Source organism: Rhodopirellula sp. SH410 (genome assembly GCF_055811895.1).
In genome coordinates this window covers 1,898,502-1,917,027 of record NZ_CM147949.1, presented here as the reverse complement: position 1 = coordinate 1,917,027, position 18,526 = coordinate 1,898,502, and the positions used below count along the sequence as shown (strand labels likewise).

At 57.1% G+C, this 18,526-nt stretch carries 11 protein-coding genes and 5 tRNA genes; 3 read left to right on the top strand and 13 right to left on the bottom strand.

Annotated features, from left to right (window positions below):
• Positions 1-134: 134 nt before the first annotated feature.
• From SH410x_RS07225 to SH410x_RS07210, 4 genes are all read right to left on the bottom strand, one after another.
• On the bottom strand, positions 135-1,589 hold the full coding sequence (locus tag SH410x_RS07225) for a DUF1501 domain-containing protein (RefSeq protein ID WP_473675820.1): 1,455 nt from the start codon (positions 1,587-1,589) through the stop codon (positions 135-137).
• Between the two features lie 11 nt (positions 1,590-1,600).
• Positions 1,601-4,705 (bottom strand): DUF1553 domain-containing protein, encoded by a 3,105-nt coding sequence (locus SH410x_RS07220; RefSeq protein ID WP_473675819.1) that lies wholly within the window; start codon positions 4,703-4,705, stop codon positions 1,601-1,603.
• A 263-nt stretch (positions 4,706-4,968) separates the two neighbouring features.
• Positions 4,969-6,435 (bottom strand): DUF7133 domain-containing protein, encoded by a 1,467-nt coding sequence (locus SH410x_RS07215; RefSeq protein WP_473675818.1) that lies wholly within the window; start codon positions 6,433-6,435, stop codon positions 4,969-4,971.
• 8 nt (positions 6,436-6,443) lie between these two features.
• Positions 6,444-9,995, bottom strand: coding sequence for a 3-keto-alpha-glucoside-1,2-lyase-like domain-containing protein (locus SH410x_RS07210; protein ID WP_473675817.1), 3,552 nt, complete (start codon positions 9,993-9,995; stop codon positions 6,444-6,446).
• 421 nt (positions 9,996-10,416) lie between these two features.
• On the opposite strand from SH410x_RS07210, the gene SH410x_RS07205 reads away from it, so the two are divergent.
• Positions 10,417-11,265 (top strand): UDP-2,3-diacylglucosamine diphosphatase, encoded by an 849-nt coding sequence (locus SH410x_RS07205; protein WP_473675816.1) that lies wholly within the window; start codon positions 10,417-10,419, stop codon positions 11,263-11,265.
• Between the two features lie 405 nt (positions 11,266-11,670).
• On the opposite strand, the gene rplK is transcribed toward SH410x_RS07205, so the two are convergent.
• The 9 genes from rplK to SH410x_RS07160 form a co-directional block, all read right to left on the bottom strand.
• A complete protein-coding gene (gene rplK, locus SH410x_RS07200; protein ID WP_473675815.1) occupies positions 11,671-12,096 on the bottom strand; it encodes a 50S ribosomal protein L11 in 426 nt (141 codons plus the stop codon).
• Between the two features lie 156 nt (positions 12,097-12,252).
• Positions 12,253-12,966 carry a transcription termination/antitermination protein NusG gene (nusG, locus tag SH410x_RS07195; protein WP_473675814.1) on the bottom strand — a complete coding sequence of 238 codons (714 nt, stop codon included), beginning with the start codon at positions 12,964-12,966 and terminating at the stop codon, positions 12,253-12,255.
• The gene (secE, locus tag SH410x_RS07190; RefSeq protein WP_473675813.1) at positions 12,963-13,316 is read right to left on the bottom strand and encodes a preprotein translocase subunit SecE; all 354 of its coding nucleotides are present in this window, start codon (positions 13,314-13,316) and stop codon (positions 12,963-12,965) included. The genes nusG and secE overlap by 4 nt, the downstream gene beginning before the upstream one ends.
• Before the next feature lie 148 nt (positions 13,317-13,464).
• Positions 13,465-13,537, bottom strand: a tRNA-Trp gene (locus SH410x_RS07185).
• A gap of 109 nt (positions 13,538-13,646) precedes the next feature.
• Positions 13,647-14,843, bottom strand: coding sequence for an elongation factor Tu (gene tuf / locus SH410x_RS07180; protein ID WP_473675812.1), 1,197 nt, complete (start codon positions 14,841-14,843; stop codon positions 13,647-13,649).
• Between the two features lie 242 nt (positions 14,844-15,085).
• Positions 15,086-15,157: transfer RNA gene (locus tag SH410x_RS07175), tRNA-Thr, on the bottom strand.
• A gap of 92 nt (positions 15,158-15,249) precedes the next feature.
• Positions 15,250-15,320: transfer RNA gene (locus tag SH410x_RS07170), tRNA-Gly, on the bottom strand.
• A 101-nt stretch (positions 15,321-15,421) separates the two neighbouring features.
• Positions 15,422-15,503: transfer RNA gene (locus tag SH410x_RS07165), tRNA-Tyr, on the bottom strand.
• Between the two features lie 206 nt (positions 15,504-15,709).
• Positions 15,710-15,782, bottom strand: a tRNA-Thr gene (locus SH410x_RS07160).
• Between the two features lie 690 nt (positions 15,783-16,472).
• Here SH410x_RS07160 and rsmG point away from each other — a divergent pair.
• Together rsmG and cysD are read left to right on the top strand one after the other, a co-directional pair.
• Entirely contained in the window at positions 16,473-17,273 is an 801-nt protein-coding gene (gene rsmG, locus SH410x_RS07155) for a 16S rRNA (guanine(527)-N(7))-methyltransferase RsmG (RefSeq protein ID WP_473675811.1), read from the top strand.
• 112 nt (positions 17,274-17,385) lie between these two features.
• Positions 17,386-18,297 (top strand): sulfate adenylyltransferase subunit CysD, encoded by a 912-nt coding sequence (cysD, locus tag SH410x_RS07150; protein WP_473675810.1) that lies wholly within the window; start codon positions 17,386-17,388, stop codon positions 18,295-18,297.
• The last annotated feature ends 229 nt before the right edge of the window (positions 18,298-18,526 follow it).

The following is an 18,526-nucleotide window of genomic DNA, read 5'->3' as shown; positions in this document are numbered from 1 at the left end:
ACCGCCAAGTGCCGAAACAAAAACAAGCGACTGCCTGCCGGATGGGGACGAAGATGCCATGGAGAGATTCGTTTTGAGCCAAAAATCACCGTGTAATCGCTTCCAGGAAGGCTGACGCCAGGTCCAACAGACCGTTACGCTAGAATCGGTTTGACCACGTTGCCATGCACATCGGTCAAGCGAAATTGTCGGCCTTGATAGCGGTAGGTTAGTCGCTCGTGATCGATCCCGAGGAGGTGCATCATCGTCGCCTGGAAATCATGCACATGGACGGGATCAGTGACCACGTTGTAGCCGTATTCATCGGTCTCGCCGTATGACACGCCAGGTTTGATGCCGCCACCCGCCATCCACATGGTGAAGCAGCGGGGGTGATGGTCGCGTCCAAAGTTGCCTGGCGTGAACGTGCCTTGGCAGTAGTTAGTGCGTCCGAACTCGCCACCCCAGATCACGAGTGTGTCGTCGAGCATGCCACGTGCTTTGAGATCGCTAACGAGCGCGGCAGCGGGCTGGTCGGTTTCCTTGCACTGCACCGGTAAGTGCTTCGGCAACCCGCCATGTTGATCCCATCCCTGGTGATAGAGCTGGATAAATCGCACACCCCGTTCAGCAAGTCGCCGAGCCAAAAGACAGTTCGATGCGAACGTCCCTTGATCATTCACGTCGGGTCCATACGAGTCTAGTGTACTCTGTGTTTCACCGGAGATATCCGTAACGTCAGGGATCGACATCTGCATCCGGAACGCAAGTTCGTGCTGGGCGATCCGCGCTTCGACAAAGGGGTCCGACTCGGCTTCGATTTTCAACTGATGCAATTCGTTCATGGCATCGAGCATGCCACGCCGCGCCGAGGCGGTCACGCCAGCGGGATTGCGAAGATAGAGCACCGGGTCGCCGGCGCTGCGAAACTGCACTCCTTGATATTCGGAGGGTAGGAAACCGGACCCCCAGAGACGGGCTGCCAGTGGCTGGCCGCCTTTGTTCTTGGTCAGCAAGACGACGAAAGCCGGCAGATTTTCGTTTTCGCTGCCGAGACCGTAGCTGAGCCAGGCCCCGATACTTGGCCGCCCCGGCAGCTGGCTGCCACTTTGCAGGAATGTCACGCCCGGGCCATGATTGATCGCTTCGGTGTACATCGATTTCACGATGCAGAGTTCGTCGGCAATCTTCGCCGTATGGGGCAGCAGATCACTCATCCACGCGCCGCTTTTGCCGTGCTGAGCAAACGGAAACGGAGACCCGACCAGCGGGAGGCTCGATTGATTGCCGGACATCCCCGTCAGACGCTGTCCACCGCGGACTTCAGCGGGCAACTGAGTCCCCTCCAATTGGTTCAGGAGCGGTTTGTGATCGAGCAAATCCATCTGCGAGGGCCCGCCGGCTTGAAACAAGTAGATCACTCGTTTGGCTCGCGGGGCATGATGCAGGGCCGCCAGCGCAGCACTCCTGGGCAGTGAAGTCGCATCCGACAAATCGGCAGCACCTGCCGCGGCGGATCCCGACATCAAATCCGCTAGCGCCAAACCTCCCAGCCCCATTCCAAAGTCGTTGAGGAACTGCCGGCGGCTGCCACCAAAATTAATATTCATCGATCTGTTCCCTAGCGTTTAATCAAACAGTCGTCGAGATTCATGATCGCTTGCGCCACGATCGAGAGCGTCGCGACACCGAGCGGGTCGGTTGACTCGGAGGCATCAAACTCGCCAATGCCGAGGTATTCTGCTACCGCACCGTCCTCTTCAGAAAACGTCTGCAACTGTTCATTGTACAGACGTGTCAAAATCGACGCTTCGAGTTTTTTCGGTACGCGGCTCGTTAACAATTGAAAGAGGCGTTCGACCCGTCGCCGGGGCTCAGCCTGGGGGCCGAGCTCGTCGACGACTTGCGCCGCGGCGCCCTGGGCGGCTTCGACGTATTGGGGGCCGTTGAGCAGAACCATTGCCTGCAACGGTGAACTCGTTCGCTCACGTCGCACGCTACAGACGTCCCGCGTCGAGGCGTCCAGGACCAACATCACGGGAGCGGGCGATGTCCGTTTCCAATAGGTATAGAGACTCCGTCGATACAGCCCCTCACCATGATCGGGGGTGACGGGTTTGAACGCGACCGCCAGCTCATAGGGCCGGGCCGGGGGCCCGCCAACTTTGCGGGACAACAATCCACTGCCTGCCAGGGCCGCATCACGAATCATCTCTGCGGTCAACGGCGCGATCGGGCCACGTGCCAGCCAGATGTTTTCGGGGTCTCGTTCACGAGTGTCACCGATCGCGTTGGAATCACGCTGATACACCTTCGACAACACCATGGCCTTTAACAACTCTTTCACATCCCATCCCGAATCGATGAACCCACGAGCGAGCCAATCGAGCAATTCGGGATGCGATGGCGGTGTGCCTTGATTCCCGAAGTCTTCCGTTGTCTTTACCAAGCCCCGCCCAAAGAGCAGTTGCCAGTACCGGTTCACGGCCACGCGGGCGGTCAGGGGGTGATCTTCACGAGTCAACCAATGCGCGAGTCCCAAGCGATTCCTAGGCTCGACCTCGCCCATCGGCGGCAATGCGGCGGGCGTTGCCGCCGTGACGAGTTCTTGATGCTGATCATAAACGCCCCGGCCGAGAACGTAGGTGTCTCGTGGCTCAGGCAATTCTCGCATCACCATGATCTCGGCAATCGCATCGAGCAAGCGATCCCGTGCTTCTCTCGCTGCGGTCAATTCGCCCCACGCATTTCGGCAATCCGGGTCTCGATAAGCCGCGATCAACTCGCGGCGATCTGGAATAGAGAAGGTCGAGCCGGCGTCCAGATCCCCCAAGCCCTCCAACGACTCGTGCTGGAATCGTTTGGACACTTCGGCAGCAGTGAGCTGCCGATCGAAGACTTCGAATTCGTCTACGAGGCCAGCAGTGAATCCGCGGTCGCGGGTACGCTCACCGATCGTGATGTCGTGAGTGTTGCCGGTAGTGATCTCTTTGGTCAGGCTATCCTCGACAACTTGACATTCAGCCAGTTTCCCATTGACGAAGAGCCGCAACCCCGACGCTCGGCTTGAACCGTCATACGTCATGGCGACATGCTGCCACTCCCCGACCGGAACCTCCGTTTGCGTGCGGATGCTAATAGCGTTGCCGGGCCAGTAGTGGATCAGCGAAGCAGACAGCTTGCCATCTTCAATGAGTAGCTGATAGCCTCGGCTGGCGGCATCGGTCCAACCGAGTGAATGATGAAAAACGACGGCACGTTCCTTCTCGTCGGGCGTCTGCAACCATAGCGAAATCGAAAAAGGTTGCCAGCGACGAAAGTCAGCGGGCCCAACTGAGACACCGACATCACCGGACAGCTGGGCGGCGCGGCCTTGAACTCCATCGATGATCTTAGCCCGCAGCTTCTCTGCCGCCTCATCGTCAAAGTTCTGCGACGCAACCGGGTCAAACAAGAGCTCGGGGCTCGGAGTGCCTAGCGAGAGGGCCGCATCGACATCAATGGCCTTCACCGCAGCATTGTACTTCGTCTCCGCAGCAGCCACCGCACGCTCCGCATCAGCGAGCTGTTGACGCTGTTCCGTGGTGGGCAGACGGAGGGTCGGCGTGGGGATGCTACTGGTGTGATAGGAGTACAGCCCCGCCTCGTTAATATTGGCGAAGAATGCATTGAGCTGATAGAACTCTTTTTGAGAGAGTGGATCGAACTTATGATCATGGCAACGGGCACACTCAAACGTCAGCCCCATAAAAGCGGTCGAGACGGTCTGTGCCCGGTCGATCACGTACTCCACACGGAATTCTTCTTCGACACTGCCGCCTTCGACTTTTTGCGGATGGAGCCGACTGAAGGTCGTTGCGAGAATTTGATCGTCGGTGGGATCAGGCAGCAAATCACCCGCGAGTTGCTCAACAATGAATTCGTCATAGGGTAGGTTGCGACGAAAGGCCTCGATCACCCAGTCACGCCACGGCCACACGAAGCGATCCCGATCGACTTGATAACCATACGTGTCACTGTAGCGGGCAACGTCCAGCCATTCGGCGGCCATCCGTTCCGCGTAGGCGGTCGAAGCCAACAAACGATCGACCACTTTGCCCCTCGCCGCTGGTCCATCATCCGCTACGAAGTCGTCGATCTCAGCGAGCGTGGGCGGCAGCCCGGTCAGATCGAGCGTCACCCGCCGCAGCCATCGCTCCGACGAGGCCGGAGGCGACACGGCTAGGTGTTTTTTCGCAATCGCCTCATCAATGAAATCATCGATCGTTCTGGTTTCGTCATGCTCCGTGGGAAGGGGTTCGAATGACCAGTGCCGCTGATAGACCGCACCTTGCTGTATCCACTGGCTGAGCAGATTTTTCTGTGCCTCATCGAGCGACTTGTGCGACTGCGGCGGCGGCATGATCATGTCGGCATCGTCGGCGAGAATGCGCTCCACGAGCACGCTTTCGTCGGGCGCCCCCGGCACGATCGCGCCATAATCGACAGCATCCTCGAAAACATCCAACCTCAAGTCAGCCGCCCGAGTCTCTTCATCCGGCCCATGGCACTCGAAACACTTCTCCGAGAGGATGGGGCGGATCTGTTCATTGAAACGAATCAGTTCAGAATCATCCGCGATTGCAACCGTCGCAGCCCATCCGCCGACAAGCAGACACAGAAGTGTCGCCTTTCGCCCCGCGAAAGCTGCGCATCCAACTGTTTTTGTGACGCCTGTTTTTCGCATGATTGAGTTGGGATTCGGTGAGGTTGTTGATGATGCCAGTTGGTTGCCCCTCGAGAAACCGCAGTCACGCATTGCCCCCGGGATGAATCGCCAGGCCGCGTACTACCGCCCTGGCCGCCGCCGCTCCGCTCCGCGACGGTTATGAAACGCACACCCGGGAAGGATGCCTGAGCGTCCCGGACCGCTCCGCGACGCGGGCCAGGCCGTGGCGGCGTTTCTCTGTAACCCGATCCACCCTCTGGCGACGGTCGCCTCTCGATCCGCTATCGCAGTTCATTGAGCGTATAGTATGCTTCCCGGTGAAGCAAACCATTTCCATCTTTGCCGAGCACACCATTGGCATGCAGTTCATGGACATGCCCGCGTTGCAAGCCATCGACGACCAAACGGACTTTAGTGGAGTCGTCTGAAACGGTTGCCGAGGTGATTGTGGGGTGGGTCGTATCGACTTCTGGACTGCCGTACTGGGCACGGTACTCGTAGGTGTAGGTTGACATCTGGTAGGAGGCCGGGTCGGCCGCAGTGGCGACATCAACCGGTTGGGTAAAGACCAACTCAAACCCATCTTTCTGAAGCCGCATCTCTTTGATTTCGAAGGGCACTTTGCCATTCCAATCGAGCCGTTCGACAGCAAACTCCCGCGGCCCCACCGAACCCCATCCGCGGTTCGTTCCACCGACAAACAGCGCGCCGCTGGCGTCCATCTCCACGCCGACGTTACCGGATGCAAAGCCTTTACGAAACGGAAAACAGACTCCTTGCCAGACGCCGTTGACCTGTTCGGTGAACACACGCATGACGCGGCTTTGCGTTTGGTCGCCGATGAACAACTGCCCGGCGAAGGGACCAAATTTTCCGTCCGTGGTATCGCAGGCGATGCCCGACGCACTTTTACCCATTTTGTCATAGGGAAACAAAACGATGGGCGGGATCAATTCAGGGATTTTGGCTGCTTCGACGTACATGCGACTGGGGCTGGCTGGTTCAGTCGGCGGCGGCCCCATCGAGGGTGCTTGCTCATACCAACGAAACCCACCGGGATGGCCGACGAACTTTCCCTGCTGCAGTAGTTTCAATCCACACGTGCCGTTCCAAGGGCCTTGGTTGTCGGTATACAGAACATTTCCATCCATGTCGGTTCCCATACCGCCGGGTGAGCGCACGCCACTGCTAAGTGGCAGTGTTTGACCATCCGGTGTGATCTTCATCGCCCAACCGCGGAACGGCACGTCGCTATTGAAAGATCCTGTCAAACACAGGGTGATGAACATCGTGCCATCGGCATTGAACTTCGATCCGAATGCATACTCATGATAGTCCCCGGAGATCCCCCAGCCATCGGCGTAGGTCTCAAAGACATCAGCAAGTCCATCACCATCAGCGTCTCGCATCCGCGTCACCTCTGGGCGTTGGACTGCATACAGCCAACCGTCCCGCAGTGCGAGATTCAATGGTTCATGCAGCCCCCGGGCGTACAGGTGGAACTGATCCGCGGTGACCTTATCGGCGAGCGGATCGGTGATCATGAAGATATCGCCGCGCCGCGAACACACTGCGAGGGCACCATCAGGCATTCGCTGGAAACCACACGCTTCGATGACCTCATCAGGCGGCGTCTCGAACGTGGTGATCGTGTAAAAGTCGTTCTCCGTCGGAGCCTCGGCACAGACCGAAGCGGTCGCAGCCAATGACAACGCGGTAAAAAGCGAAAGTAAGCGAGTAAGAATCATGTCTATGTTTACCAGCGAATGGTTTGTGATACGGTCGTGGTGGCAGCAGATGGGATCGTGGCTCGAAGGACCTGTTTCCCGTCAACGCTTAGCAGTTGGGCATCGGCACCCTCGACGTTCACCGTGACTCGGCCATCGATACGATACCCGCCGTCAATCGGCACGATTTGTCCCGTTGCAATCTGCCAAACCAAGGTTTCAGTTGGCGCGGTGGCTGCCGCGTGAATGGTTAAACGTCGTTCGAACCCATCGTCAGTGGGAATCGGTTGATCTTCGACGGTCGTCTGACCGATCGAATATCGGAACGTCGGATTGCCGTCGTCATCGAGCGTGTACCCCCGCATCCGATACCCCAGTTCCCGAGCGGATTGCGTCGGCCAGGCGGCGGAGACGGAGTCCAGCAGGGCGAGTGCAGGCGAGGGATCAAACGCAATGATGGCATCGCCGAGTGGCCGCTGAGTCCCTTGCCCACGGCCGCGCCAATGCTTCGACGCGTCCATGAAATCATTCTTCCAGACTTGTGCCCATGACATTTGATTGGCGTCCCAGATCAAATCCAGCTCGCCTGGATAGCCGACACCAATGCCGCGGGGGCTAACACCGTCAAAGAAATTCCGGTAGATGCGCGGCCGCTCCGTCGCCGCCAGCACGATCGCAGATTGATTGAGCCCCTGGGGCTCTTTCGCTGCGGTACCCAGCAACAGATATCGCCAAATCGCATCAATTTGTTTATCGGGATCACCGTCGAACACATCCGTGATGGCACTTCGTCCATCGATAAAGCTATTCGGCATTCGCGTACCGGGACGATACTTCGTCGGGTCCTTGAGATAGCGTTGAAACCACTCAGGACGAAGTCGCTCCGGCATCAGCAGCATGTCAATCGCGCCGAGGCCACCGCCGGTGTTGCCATTGTAGCTGTGACATTTGATGCACGACAAACCTCCGTTGCCACAGAGTTTTCGTCCCTCGATCTGAACGTCTTCGAGCGTTTCGGTCTGCTCGACGGGGTCCATCACATCGCTGCGGTCGAGCTGCACGATCGCGGCCTCAAAGTCAGCGAGTTTCTCATGATCGAAAGCGGGCATCCGCGTCAGCATATACTTGCGTGTGTTCCCACCCGACTTCAAAACTTGGCGCAGGTATTGATCGTTGAGTTTATCGCCGACGCCGCTGAGCGAGGGTGGCAATCGTCCTTCCAACCCCATCTCGGGCATGGTGCTTTGGAAGAACGCGTCGCGAGAAGACTCGGGGCCGCCGATCCCTCCACGTTCATGACAGGCAAAACAATTCAGTGACATCATCGTGGCGTGCACCCGACGGGCATCGTCAGGCGGCGGGAGCTCGCCATCGCGACGACGGTCCAAGGCCGCCCCAATCGCAGCGACCTGGGTCGCCCCCAGCCCATAATCGATCGCTGGTGATACGACTTGCTCTGCCAAGCATCCGCCGGCAGACCCTAAGCGATCCAGTGGCGCTGCCGTCGACGTCGACGCGGCCGCTGGTGAGGTCTCCGTATCGAAAGCATGACACGCCACGCAGTTTGCGTTGTGAAACAGTTCTTTACCTTGCTCGACGAGCATTTCATTCGGACTGAATTCGCTCGGCAGCAAATCAATGGGTTCGCCTTGCTCGCCATCGGTGATCCACGCGGTGATGTTGTCGCGTCCCAAACGCGGGTCAATCATTTCCACCTTGAGCTCAACTTGTCCACCACCGTCAAAGTACTCAATACGAATGGGATACACGCCCGCGGTGAGCTTGTAGCTCTCCTGCTTTGTCGTGGTGGGATGAATGCCGTCGTTGGCGAGTCGGTGACCATCGATCTCCAGAGCGCTACCGTCATCGCTGGACACCAGGAACGTGTACTCCCCGTCCTGTTCAATTGACAGATTGGCTTCAAAGACGGCAGCAAAATGATTGCGAGGATTGATATCATCGATTTTCAATCCAGTGACTTCATCGGAGCTGACCGCCTCGAGCGTGTCGAAGTTCGGCAGGCTCTGCCACTCTCCGCGATAAATCCGCCGCGTGAACGTTGCGTCGTGCTCGCCCACAGTCGTTTGTTGAGTTAAATAGGCCGCGACCGCAGCGACTTCCTCAGCCGTGCCTACCATCGCCGGCATCCGTAGCCCACCGCGAATTGTGTTGCAATGCCGCAGGAAATCGATCAGCGAGGGCACGGTGTATTTGCGATGGGTTTGACCGAGAGGTACAGTCGTGGCGTGCGGGGTTTTCGGCAGGCTCGCGTCTAAGGGGCCGTGACAGCCGACGCAGCCGATGCTGTGATAGAGCTCCTTGCCGCGGTCGGCGAGTGATTGGCTGACCTTGCGATCGGCAATCTGGCCGCGTCCACGAAGCACGAGATAGCTCGCAATCTTTTCCGCATTCTGGTGGCGTGTTTCCGAGTCCGCACCCGGCCAAGGATCAGGCATCGTCGTGCCGCGTTTCGTCGCGTGCGGGTCAGCGATCATGGCGACGATCGCGTCACCGCGAACGCGCCCCGCCACTTCGCTCAAATCAGGTCCACGCTGGATGGGTGCCAATGACTCATTGTCGGCGTGACAAGCGGTACAGGCGAGTGAATTGATCAGAACTTCGCCCGCATCGGCCAGCGGCGTTGAGTCCGAACCGACGAAGCGTTCGAAACCAGGCACGATGGGCCGGGCAGCTTCCCGACTGGCATCTCGCGGAGATAACCAAATATTGCGATAGCGTACGGGATCGCCATGATCCTGCAGCATGATCGGACCACGCGGCATGTCGTCGCTAAACGCCGCGCCCGGAGTAAATCCAGGAATCTCGACATCGTTCTGGACCATGATTCCATTCAGACGCACCGTCATTCGAGCATTGGATGTCTTCGTGCCGGCCGCATCAAAACGGGGCGCTGTGAAATCGACGTCATAGGTCTGCCAACGCAGCGGCGGAAGACACGCGTTGACCGACGGGTCACTCAACGTGTAGATGCCACCGGCCTCATTATTGAGCCCCTGCAGCCCGAACGAATCGAGCACCTGTGTTTCGTAACGCCCCTGATGGTAGACCCCACTATTGCCTCGCCCCTGACCACGAGCTGCGGGCGCAAACGGGGTTCGAAATTCAAGGTGCAATTGGTAGTCCCCAAAGTGCTCCTTGGTCATCGTGCCTGGCTCGAGCAATCCGTCCTCACTGAGCTGGGCGTTCTCCCAATGCTTCGCAAGCGATTCCGCGGTGCCATCAAACAACACAATCGCACCGCTCGGCGGCGCTCGTTGCAGCGTAGGACTCGTCCGCTCGACACGCTTCATACCCATCGATTCGATTAACTCGCCAATCGAATCAATATCGCTTTCGATGCGGCGTGGTTCCCCCCGCGACCCGGCGCCCGGCAGACCGCCTTCGTAGATCACCACGTCAAACTCCCCATCACCGGCAGCAATCACCTGCATCGCGCGATCAATGCCGACGTACTCCCCCTGAATTGCGAAATCGGGATCCTGCTCCGCCACCGAAATTTCGGGTGTGCCAGCGGCGTGGCCACGATCGGCCGTGGCTCCGCTGAGAGCAAAAACCGCCACCGTCGCGAGGCAGGAAAACAGCCGAAAAGATCGCTGAGGGCTGGGTGGGTACATGAAAAGTTTCCCGAAGGCATAGTCGAAAAGTGAGGGCATCCTAGCGCAGACGCACGACTCACAATCGAAAAATAAATACGACACAAACGGCCAAAACCGTGGCTTCCGCAGAACTCTGTCGTCGGTAAAGGTGAGAAGATGAGCGGACAGGGGACAGTGACCCAAAAAGACAAAATCGCCCCTGCCGCAAATCATAGTCACGCCAACGCCTGAATACAAACCCGCTAAGCCCACAAAAGGAATCATCACCGCCGTCTCAAAAAAAAGGCTTGCATGCCCCTGTTCTAGGTTAAACTGAGCCCGTTGCCACAATCGGTAGAGACAACCAGTCGGGCGCCCATCTTTTCGCGAAGGTCAGCAAAACAAAATGGCGAAACACTCATCTCCCAAGACGGCCGTTCGCACTCTCTTGATTAGCGACGTGCACCTGGGGTCTAAACACTCCCAAGCCGCTCAGTGCCTCGAGTTCCTGCGATCCTATGCTCCCGAACAGGTTTACCTCGTCGGTGATTTCATCGACGGTTGGCGCTGCAACCAGGGATGGCACTGGTCGGGTGCGTGCAAGGAAATGATCGATCACATCGAATCTCTCATCGCTCAGGGAACCGAGGTATTCTACGTCCCCGGCAACCATGACTCGTTCTTGCGGAACGAACATAGCCTCGGGATGATTCCAGACCAATTTTCAGATATTCGTTTCGCTAACGAATTCGTGTTTGAATCGGTAGGAGGATGGCGTTTTCTAATCACCCACGGCGACCTTTTTGATGTCGTCGAAACCCAAGCACAGTGGGTATCCAAAGCCACTTCGTTTGCCTACGACGCGGTACTCAGTGCAAACCGATTGTTCAATCGCCTGCCGGGAAGAAGACGCAAAAACCCATACGGTGCCTGCGCATCATTGAAGTCCGCCGTCAAACGGATAGTGATGTGGCTCAGCGGTTTTGAGCCCGCCATCATGCAACATGCCCGCGAACAAAACTGCGACGGTGTCGTCTGCGGTCACACACACACGCCCTCAATCGTATACAGCGAAGACATGCTGTATCTAAACACTGGGGACTGGATCGAAAACTGCACCGGGTTGGTCGAGCACCTCGACGGCAGCATCTGCCTGGAGTCCAACTACGGTTCACCTCGAATGCTGCAACTGCCGCTTCACCCGCGCAAAGCAAATTCAACGTCGGCTAAACAAACCGAAAAACTCGCTCGCTGAACGGGCTTCCATTCGCGTTGGATCCCCAAACTGCAGCCCGATCAGAACGCGATGAAGAACGGCACCTGCTGCGAGATGCTCTCGATCTGTCTCGCACTCCGCAAAACCGCGATGGGGGGGGTCACACCAACTGCACTGCGTTGGGACACGGAGACGATGCGATAACGCCGCTTCGCCCTTTTTAGACGCGTGCGACGCGTCATCCGCGAAAGAACAAAGAAAAACGAGCCCCACTCGGATCCGAGCACATCTGCGGGCAGTTTAGATAACACCGCGTGGCCAACGCCCGTGATTCAAAAGCCGATGTCACGTCTCAAGGGCACGCGCTTCAACGATACTTTTCCAACTACGTGCGTGCCGATGATTCGCTCATCGGCCGACGCACACAAATCGTCGGCGAGACGATTAGCCTTCGACGACGATGCCCATGCTCCGGGCAGTGCCTTGGATCATCATCGCGGCTTGTTCGACGCTACGTGCGTTGAGGTCTTGCATCTTCTTTTGCGCGATTTCTTCGCACTGTGCAGCCGTGACCTTACCGACTTTATCCTTATTAGGAACGCCGCTGCCTTTGGCGATACCAGCAGCCAACTTGAGCATCGAAGCTGCCGGTGGGCTCTTGGTGATGAAGTCGAAGCTACGGTCATTGTAAACCGTTACGACCACTGGAATCGGCGTGCCGTTGTATTCCTTCGTACGGTCGTTGAACTGCTGAACGAATTGGCCCAGGTTGACGCCGAACTTACCCAACGACGTACCGACGGGAGGTGCGGGAGTGGCTTGTCCGCCGGGAACTTGAAATTTGGCTTGGCCAGTGACTTGTTTTGCCATGAATGTAGCTATCAGCTGTTTGCGATTAGCGGCTCGCTGGGAAAACGCAGTTTTCGCTGCGGAGCGTACGCTATCAAGGGTCAGGAAACTTGGAATACAGTAAATGTTCGCTGTTGAGCAGCGCTAGGAACTAGCAGCCAACAGTAATTTGATCTCTTAAAGCGGTTCGACTTGCCAGTGATCGAGTTCCATTGGGACGCTGCGGCCGAAGATATTAATAATCACGGTAACGCGACCGTTGGCTTCGTCAACCACATCCACTTCACCTTCCTGGTTCTCGAAGTTGCCTTCCTTGACACGTATCCGATCGCCGACCTTGAATGGGATCGCCGTCTTAATCGGGGTATCGTCCTCATCGTCTACCAACGGACGATTGACGAAGCGTTCAACATCCTCAGGTTCCATTGGCATCGGCTTACCAGCAGATCCAGTAAAATCGCTAATCCCACCGGTTTCACGCACCAAGAACCAAGTATCATCATTGATCGACATATAGACCATGATGTAACCGGGCAGCAACTTACGTTTGCTGATGCGTCGTTTCCCGTCGCGGGTGAAGGTGGCTACGTCTTCACTGGGAACAACAATCTCGCCAAAGTACTCCTCCATCCCTTCCATCTTGACCTTCTTACGAAGTGAATCAGCGATGGAGTCTTCGCGATTAAACGCAACCTTGAGGATATACCAATCCATCGGCGCCTCGTCAGTCACCTCCGGCTTAGGAGGGGCGTTAGGATCGACAGGTGCCGCGGGCGGCAACATGGGAGCCGCCGACGCACTGACGGATTCTGCCGCAGTCTCCACCTCATCCTCGCCTTGAGCCTCTTCGTGTTCAACGAATTCGTCTTCGGTAAGTTCGTTATCGCTCACGAAGTAACCCCGAGCTTGTTGAAGATAAACTGCCAGACAATATCAAAGGCAAACAGCGTGACGGCGAGAAAAAAGATCGTGAAGATAACCACTACAGCAGCCCGCTTCAGTTCGTCCTTACTAGGCCAAGTGACCTTGTTCATTTCAGCTTCAACGGCGATCAAAAAGTCCGCAAAACGCGGCCAATTGACGACCCGAAAACCAAACCACAGCCCCGCAGCGAGCATCACGCCCGCGATCGACCGCGCGGCCACAACGTTACTCATGACAGTGGGCAAAAACCCATACAGACGCCAACAACCCAGGGCAACAATCACGAAAATTGCCACCGCCGTCAACTGCCGAACCATCCGTCCCTGATTCGGCTTGTACACGTTCCCATGGAACAGCTCACTCACCAATGGAGTCATGGCTGCGCCTGATTGAGTAATCTCTTTTGACATTCCCTTAGGTCCTTCACAGCCAATGATTTCGGCAGGAATTGTTTACGTTAAAAAGCAGGGGCGGCGAGAGTCGAACTCACAACCGCTGGTTTTGGAAACCAGTGCTCTGCCAATTGAGCTACGCCCCTGAATTACTGAGGCCTTGGATGGCGAATGCTTCACCATCCAAGGCCCAGCAATGTGATTGTAGCGACAAACCTTCCTCAGCTAAACACCAAGGCGGCCTGAAGCCATTAACTAGCTGAGGATTTTAGTCACAACGCCCGAACCAACCGTCCGGCCACCTTCACGGATAGCAAAGCGAACTCCGTCATCCATAGCGATCGGCTTGTGCAATTCCACTTCAACCTTGACGTTGTCGCCAGGCATGCACATGTCGGCGCCGACCAAGTTGGCAGTACCGGTGACGTCTGTCGTGCGGAAGTAAAACTGGGGACGGTAACCGCTGAAGAACGGCGTGTGACGACCACCTTCATCTTTGCTGAGGCAGTACACCTCGGCTTCGAACTTGGTGTGTGGGTTGATGCTCTTAGGCTTCGCCAACACTTGACCGCGTTGAATGTCTTCACGTTTGACACCACGGAGCAAGCAACCGACGTTGTCGCCCGAACGGCCTTCGGTCATTTCCTTACGGAACATTTCGACGCCGGTGCAGGTGGTTTTAACGGGAGTTTCCGACAAACCAACGATCTCGACTTCTTCACCGACCTTGACAACGCCACGCTCGATCCGACCCGTCGCAACCGTTCCGCGACCTTCGATCGAGAACACGTCTTCGATCGCCATCAGGAATGGCTTGTCGTCTTCACGGGTAGGCTCAGGGATGTACTCGTCGAGTGCATCCATCAGTTCCGAGATACACTTCGACGCTTCTGGATCGGCAGGGTTGTTGTACGCAGGCAGTGAACTGCCCTTGATGACGGGCACGTCATCGCCAGGGAAGTCATACTTGCTAAGCAATTCGCGAACTTCGAGCTCAACCAGTTCAAGCAACTCTTCGTCGTCGACGAGGTCACACTTGTTCAGGTAAACAACGATGTAAGGCACGCCGACCTGACGAGCCAACAGAACGTGCTCTTTCGTTTGTGGCATCGGTCCGTCTGCAGCCGACACAACCAGGATCGCACCGTCCATTTGGGCGGCACCGGTGATCATGTTCTTGACGAAGTCAGCGTGGCCCGGGCAATCGATGTGTGCGTAGTGCCGATTTTCCGTCTCGTACTCGACGTGAGCGACGGCAATGGTCACAGTCTTGGTCGCGTCACGAACCGTACCGCCCTTGGCGATATCGGAGTAACCCTTGGCCTTAGCCAGACCTTTGGCCGCTTGAACGGCCAGGATAGCACCCGTCGTGGTCGTTTTACCGTGGTCAATGTGGCCAATTGTCCCGACGTTCACGTGGGGCTTGGTCCGGTTAAATTTATCCTTAGCCATGCTAATTTCACCTACAATTGCAACCTGCACCACTACTTTCACTGAGATACGCTCTGCGAAAGCCCTCGTCGCCTGCGACCGTGTTCACACCCACGGTGGACCGCTAACGACTCGGCCGTGCCGATCGCATTCGACCTTCAAAAAGTCGAAACGAAACGGAAATGTTTGGACGTCCCGTATCTGGTCGGGTCAGCCACGTACTTCTTTGCACGTAATAAAGCCAACCCTCCGGACGCCCCGAAAGCTGCTGATGGGATTTGAACCCATGACCTCATCCTTACCAAGGAGGCGCTCTACCCCTGAGCTACAGCAGCAGGAAACTGCCAACCGCTAGCCACCCACTGGACAGTCACGAAATCCGCGACCGACAACCGTGCTAGCAGTAATTGCCTTCTTCTCTCTCGAGAGCGGGTGAAGGGAATCGAACCCTCGTATTCAGCTTGGAAGGCTGCTGCTCTACCATTGAGCTACACCCGCACACAAAGCACTAGCAACAAAGCCCCACCCACCAACGACGCGATGGACCTGCCAACACGTCTTGCCAGTGGCTAGCAGCCAATTGCCAGCGACTTCTTCAATGGGGGCTACAGGATTCGAACCTGTGTAGGCATAGCCAGCGGATTTACAGTCCGCCCCCTTTAACCACTCGGGCAAACCCCCAAAAAAATCACTTCCGTCTTCTTCCGTCCTTCTTACCTCGACCAGGTCGTTGCCGCTGGCCGACGCACATCATACCGATGTTTTTCAATCTGTTTAAGCGGTAGCACCCGAAATAAACCACCAAGCGGAAAACTAAATCCACTTCATGAACAAAAACCTCGCGAAGCCTCACGCACCCCGTTCGGTCACGAGCGACGAAATCCAAAAGCCAACGGAGGGATTCGAACCCACGACCGGCTGATTACAAATCAGCTGCTCTGCCAACTGAGCTACGTTGGCCGCTGTTTCCGACCAGGGAAGGCAGAGTGTACCGATCCGCAGATTCGGAACAAGACGGAATTGACGCAAAAAAACCCCTTAGAAACAAAAAATCTTTTTCGGCACCCACTTTCACCCTGTTCAGCGACTATTTAGACCCCAATTGGGTTCGTGAGAAAACACGCACATGGCCGCTTCCTGCCGATTCGTTAGCGGTGCGAATTAGCGAACAAACTAATTTAAAAAACGAATCCCCACCGCAGCAGGTCGAGCCGGCGAGACCCTTTCGCTCAGCCTCGACACGGCCAATTCGCCACGAATTCCAAAAATCGGCACGAATGGAAACTGCCACTAGCAATTTACCGAGATTCGTCGAAATTTGTCATCCGCCGTTGCAGCGGACGGGCGGGGCGGACCGCCGCCTCCGCCCACCAATCACGCGTGTGATGGAGGGCGACAGCTTCGCTTGGCCGCATCGGACGGGCACCCGAGTTTTCACGCGAGCGGGCTCAGCACCGTGGCTAGCGGGCGATCACCCCCCTAACTCGACGCGTCAGTGTGGCGATCCAGACACGCCCGCGCGAGCGATATCAGGGTGCGATTCTGGGCTGTCCTGCAGATCCTCAATCGATTCCCAGACGATCCGCGAAACCGACAAACCATCTGTCCCGCCCTTTTCGCGTACCCGACGGCTTGGTATCACCTGCGAGCATGAACGAAAACACTGAAAACCTGGGCCCCGATGACACCTTCGAGGCTGCCCTGCAACGACATGGAATGGAGTTCGACGCGCCGCTCACCGAGTCACTGCGGCAATATGCCGAATTGATGTGGCGGTACAACGAACAGCTCAACCTGACCCGCCATACTACCTGGGACCTGTTTGTCGGCCGCGACCTGCGAGACTGTCTGCAACTCGCCCACCTGATCCAGCCCGACGAAGTCGTACTTGATCTGGGCAGCGGCAATGGTGTGCCGGGCATCCCACTGGCAATCCTCCGCCCCGATATCGAAGTCTCCCTTGCCGAGTCGGTGGGCAAACGCGCCAAGGTACTCGATGAACTGGTGACGGAGCTGAACCTGGCGGTGCCGGTTTACGCCGCCCGTGGCGAGCAATTACTCGAAGACTTTCGCTTCACGACCGTCGTCAGTCGCGCCGTCGGTAGCTTGCTGAAGTTCTGCCGCTGGGTCGAACCCCACTGGAGCAGCTTCGATCGACTGCTACTGGTCAAGGGACCTCGCTGGGTCGAGGAACGCGGTGAAGCCCGGCACCATGGTGCCCTCAAGAACGTGGACCTACGAGTCGTCGCCAGCTACCCGCTCGGGCCGCCGGCGATCGACACGGAATCGGACGATGCAACGGCCCCTCATGCCCTCGAAGAAGGCGACGTTGCCGAAGAGGCCGTTGGTGGCGAAGAGCCATCCGAGGCCGAGGGACTGGATACCGAGGGACAGGATACCGAGGGACAGGGCGTGGTGCTGCAACTGTCTCGCAAGGGGCGTTTTGAATAGCACTGCCGCCAATCGGCAGGGCTGTTGAATTCTCACCAGACAAGTATACTTGCCCGCCTCGACGCTCACAAAATCCGCCATTTTCCTCCCACGCATTCGTCCAACGGTTCCCATGTCAGATTACAGCCTCACTCACCTGCGGCAACTCGAGGCCGAGAGCATCCAGATTTTCCGCGAGGTCGTCGCGGAGTTCGACAAGCCAGTAATGCTGTACTCGATCGGCAAAGACTCCGCCGTCCTACTGCGACTGGCGCTCAAGGCGTTTCATCCAGCGAAACTGCCCTTCTCACTGCTGCACGTCGACACGACCTACAAGTTCAAGGACATGATCGAGCACCGCGAGACCTACGTTCGCGGCGAACTCGGACTCGACGTGCTCGTGCACATCAACTCCGAAGCACTCAAGCTCAACATCCATCCTTGGGAAGACAGTGAGCGGCACACGGAACTGATGAAAACCGACGCGCTCAAGGCCGCGTTGGATAAATACCAGTTCGATGCCGCGTTCGGCGGCGCCCGCCGTGACGAAGAGAAGAGCCGGGCCAAGGAACGTGTTTTCAGCTTCCGCGATAAATCGCACCGCTGGGATCCGAAGAACCAACGCCCCGAACTGTGGAGCCTGTACAACGGACGGGTCAACAAAGGCGAATCGATCCGCGTGTTCCCGATGAGCAACTGGACCGAACTAGACGTTTGGCAATACATCCACCTGGAAAACATCCCGATCGTGCCGCTGTACCTGTCGGCGCCCCGCAGAGTCGTTCGCCGCGATGGCGTGCTGCTGATGCGGGATGACGAGCGGATGCCCTTGATGCCCGGCGAAGTCGAAGAGACCAAAATGGTTCGCTTCCGGACGCTCGGTTGCTACCCGCTCTCGGGTGCCGTGGAAAGCGAAGCAACGACGCTCCCCGAGGTGATCCAAGAGATGCTGCTAACCCGTACCAGTGAACGTCAGGGGCGAGTGATCGACCAGGACGAGGGCGGCGTCGGCATGCAAAAGAAAAAAGAACGCGGCTATTTTTAAGCGGCTTCGCAGCAGCGGATCGCTGCGAGCGAACTGCCCACTGGGGCGCGTTCATCCATTTGACGATTGAAAAGCGATTGTGAGCCAAGTGTCGCCGGGCACCAAACACCGCCGAATGCCCGGCCGCGAACGCGTCTCGGCTCGACACACAAGAAAGCTAATAGCTAGTCGCTAGTAGCTAGTCGCAAAAAACCTCCAACCACCACCGTCTGTTTTTAGCTAGCAGCTA

Bases quoted from the DNA above. Each gene is read 5' to 3' on its own strand.
- SH410x_RS07205 (WP_473675816.1), top strand. From the start codon at position 10,417: ATGGCGAAACACTCATCTCCCAAGACGGCCGTTCGCACTCTCTTGATT.
- SH410x_RS07220 (WP_473675819.1), bottom strand. From the start codon at position 4,705: ATGCGAAAAACAGGCGTCACAAAAACAGTTGGATGCGCAGCTTTCGCG.
- SH410x_RS07225 (WP_473675820.1), bottom strand. From the start codon at position 1,589: ATGAATATTAATTTTGGTGGCAGCCGCCGGCAGTTCCTCAACGACTTT.
- rplK (WP_473675815.1), bottom strand. From the start codon at position 12,096: ATGGCAAAACAAGTCACTGGCCAAGCCAAATTTCAAGTTCCCGGCGGA.
- rsmG (WP_473675811.1), top strand. From the start codon at position 16,473: ATGAACGAAAACACTGAAAACCTGGGCCCCGATGACACCTTCGAGGCT.
- secE (WP_473675813.1), bottom strand. From the start codon at position 13,316: ATGGTTCGGCAGTTGACGGCGGTGGCAATTTTCGTGATTGTTGCCCTG.
- cysD (WP_473675810.1), top strand. From the start codon at position 17,386: ATGTCAGATTACAGCCTCACTCACCTGCGGCAACTCGAGGCCGAGAGC.
- SH410x_RS07215 (WP_473675818.1), bottom strand. From the start codon at position 6,435: ATGATTCTTACTCGCTTACTTTCGCTTTTTACCGCGTTGTCATTGGCT.
- tuf (WP_473675812.1), bottom strand. From the start codon at position 14,843: ATGGCTAAGGATAAATTTAACCGGACCAAGCCCCACGTGAACGTCGGG.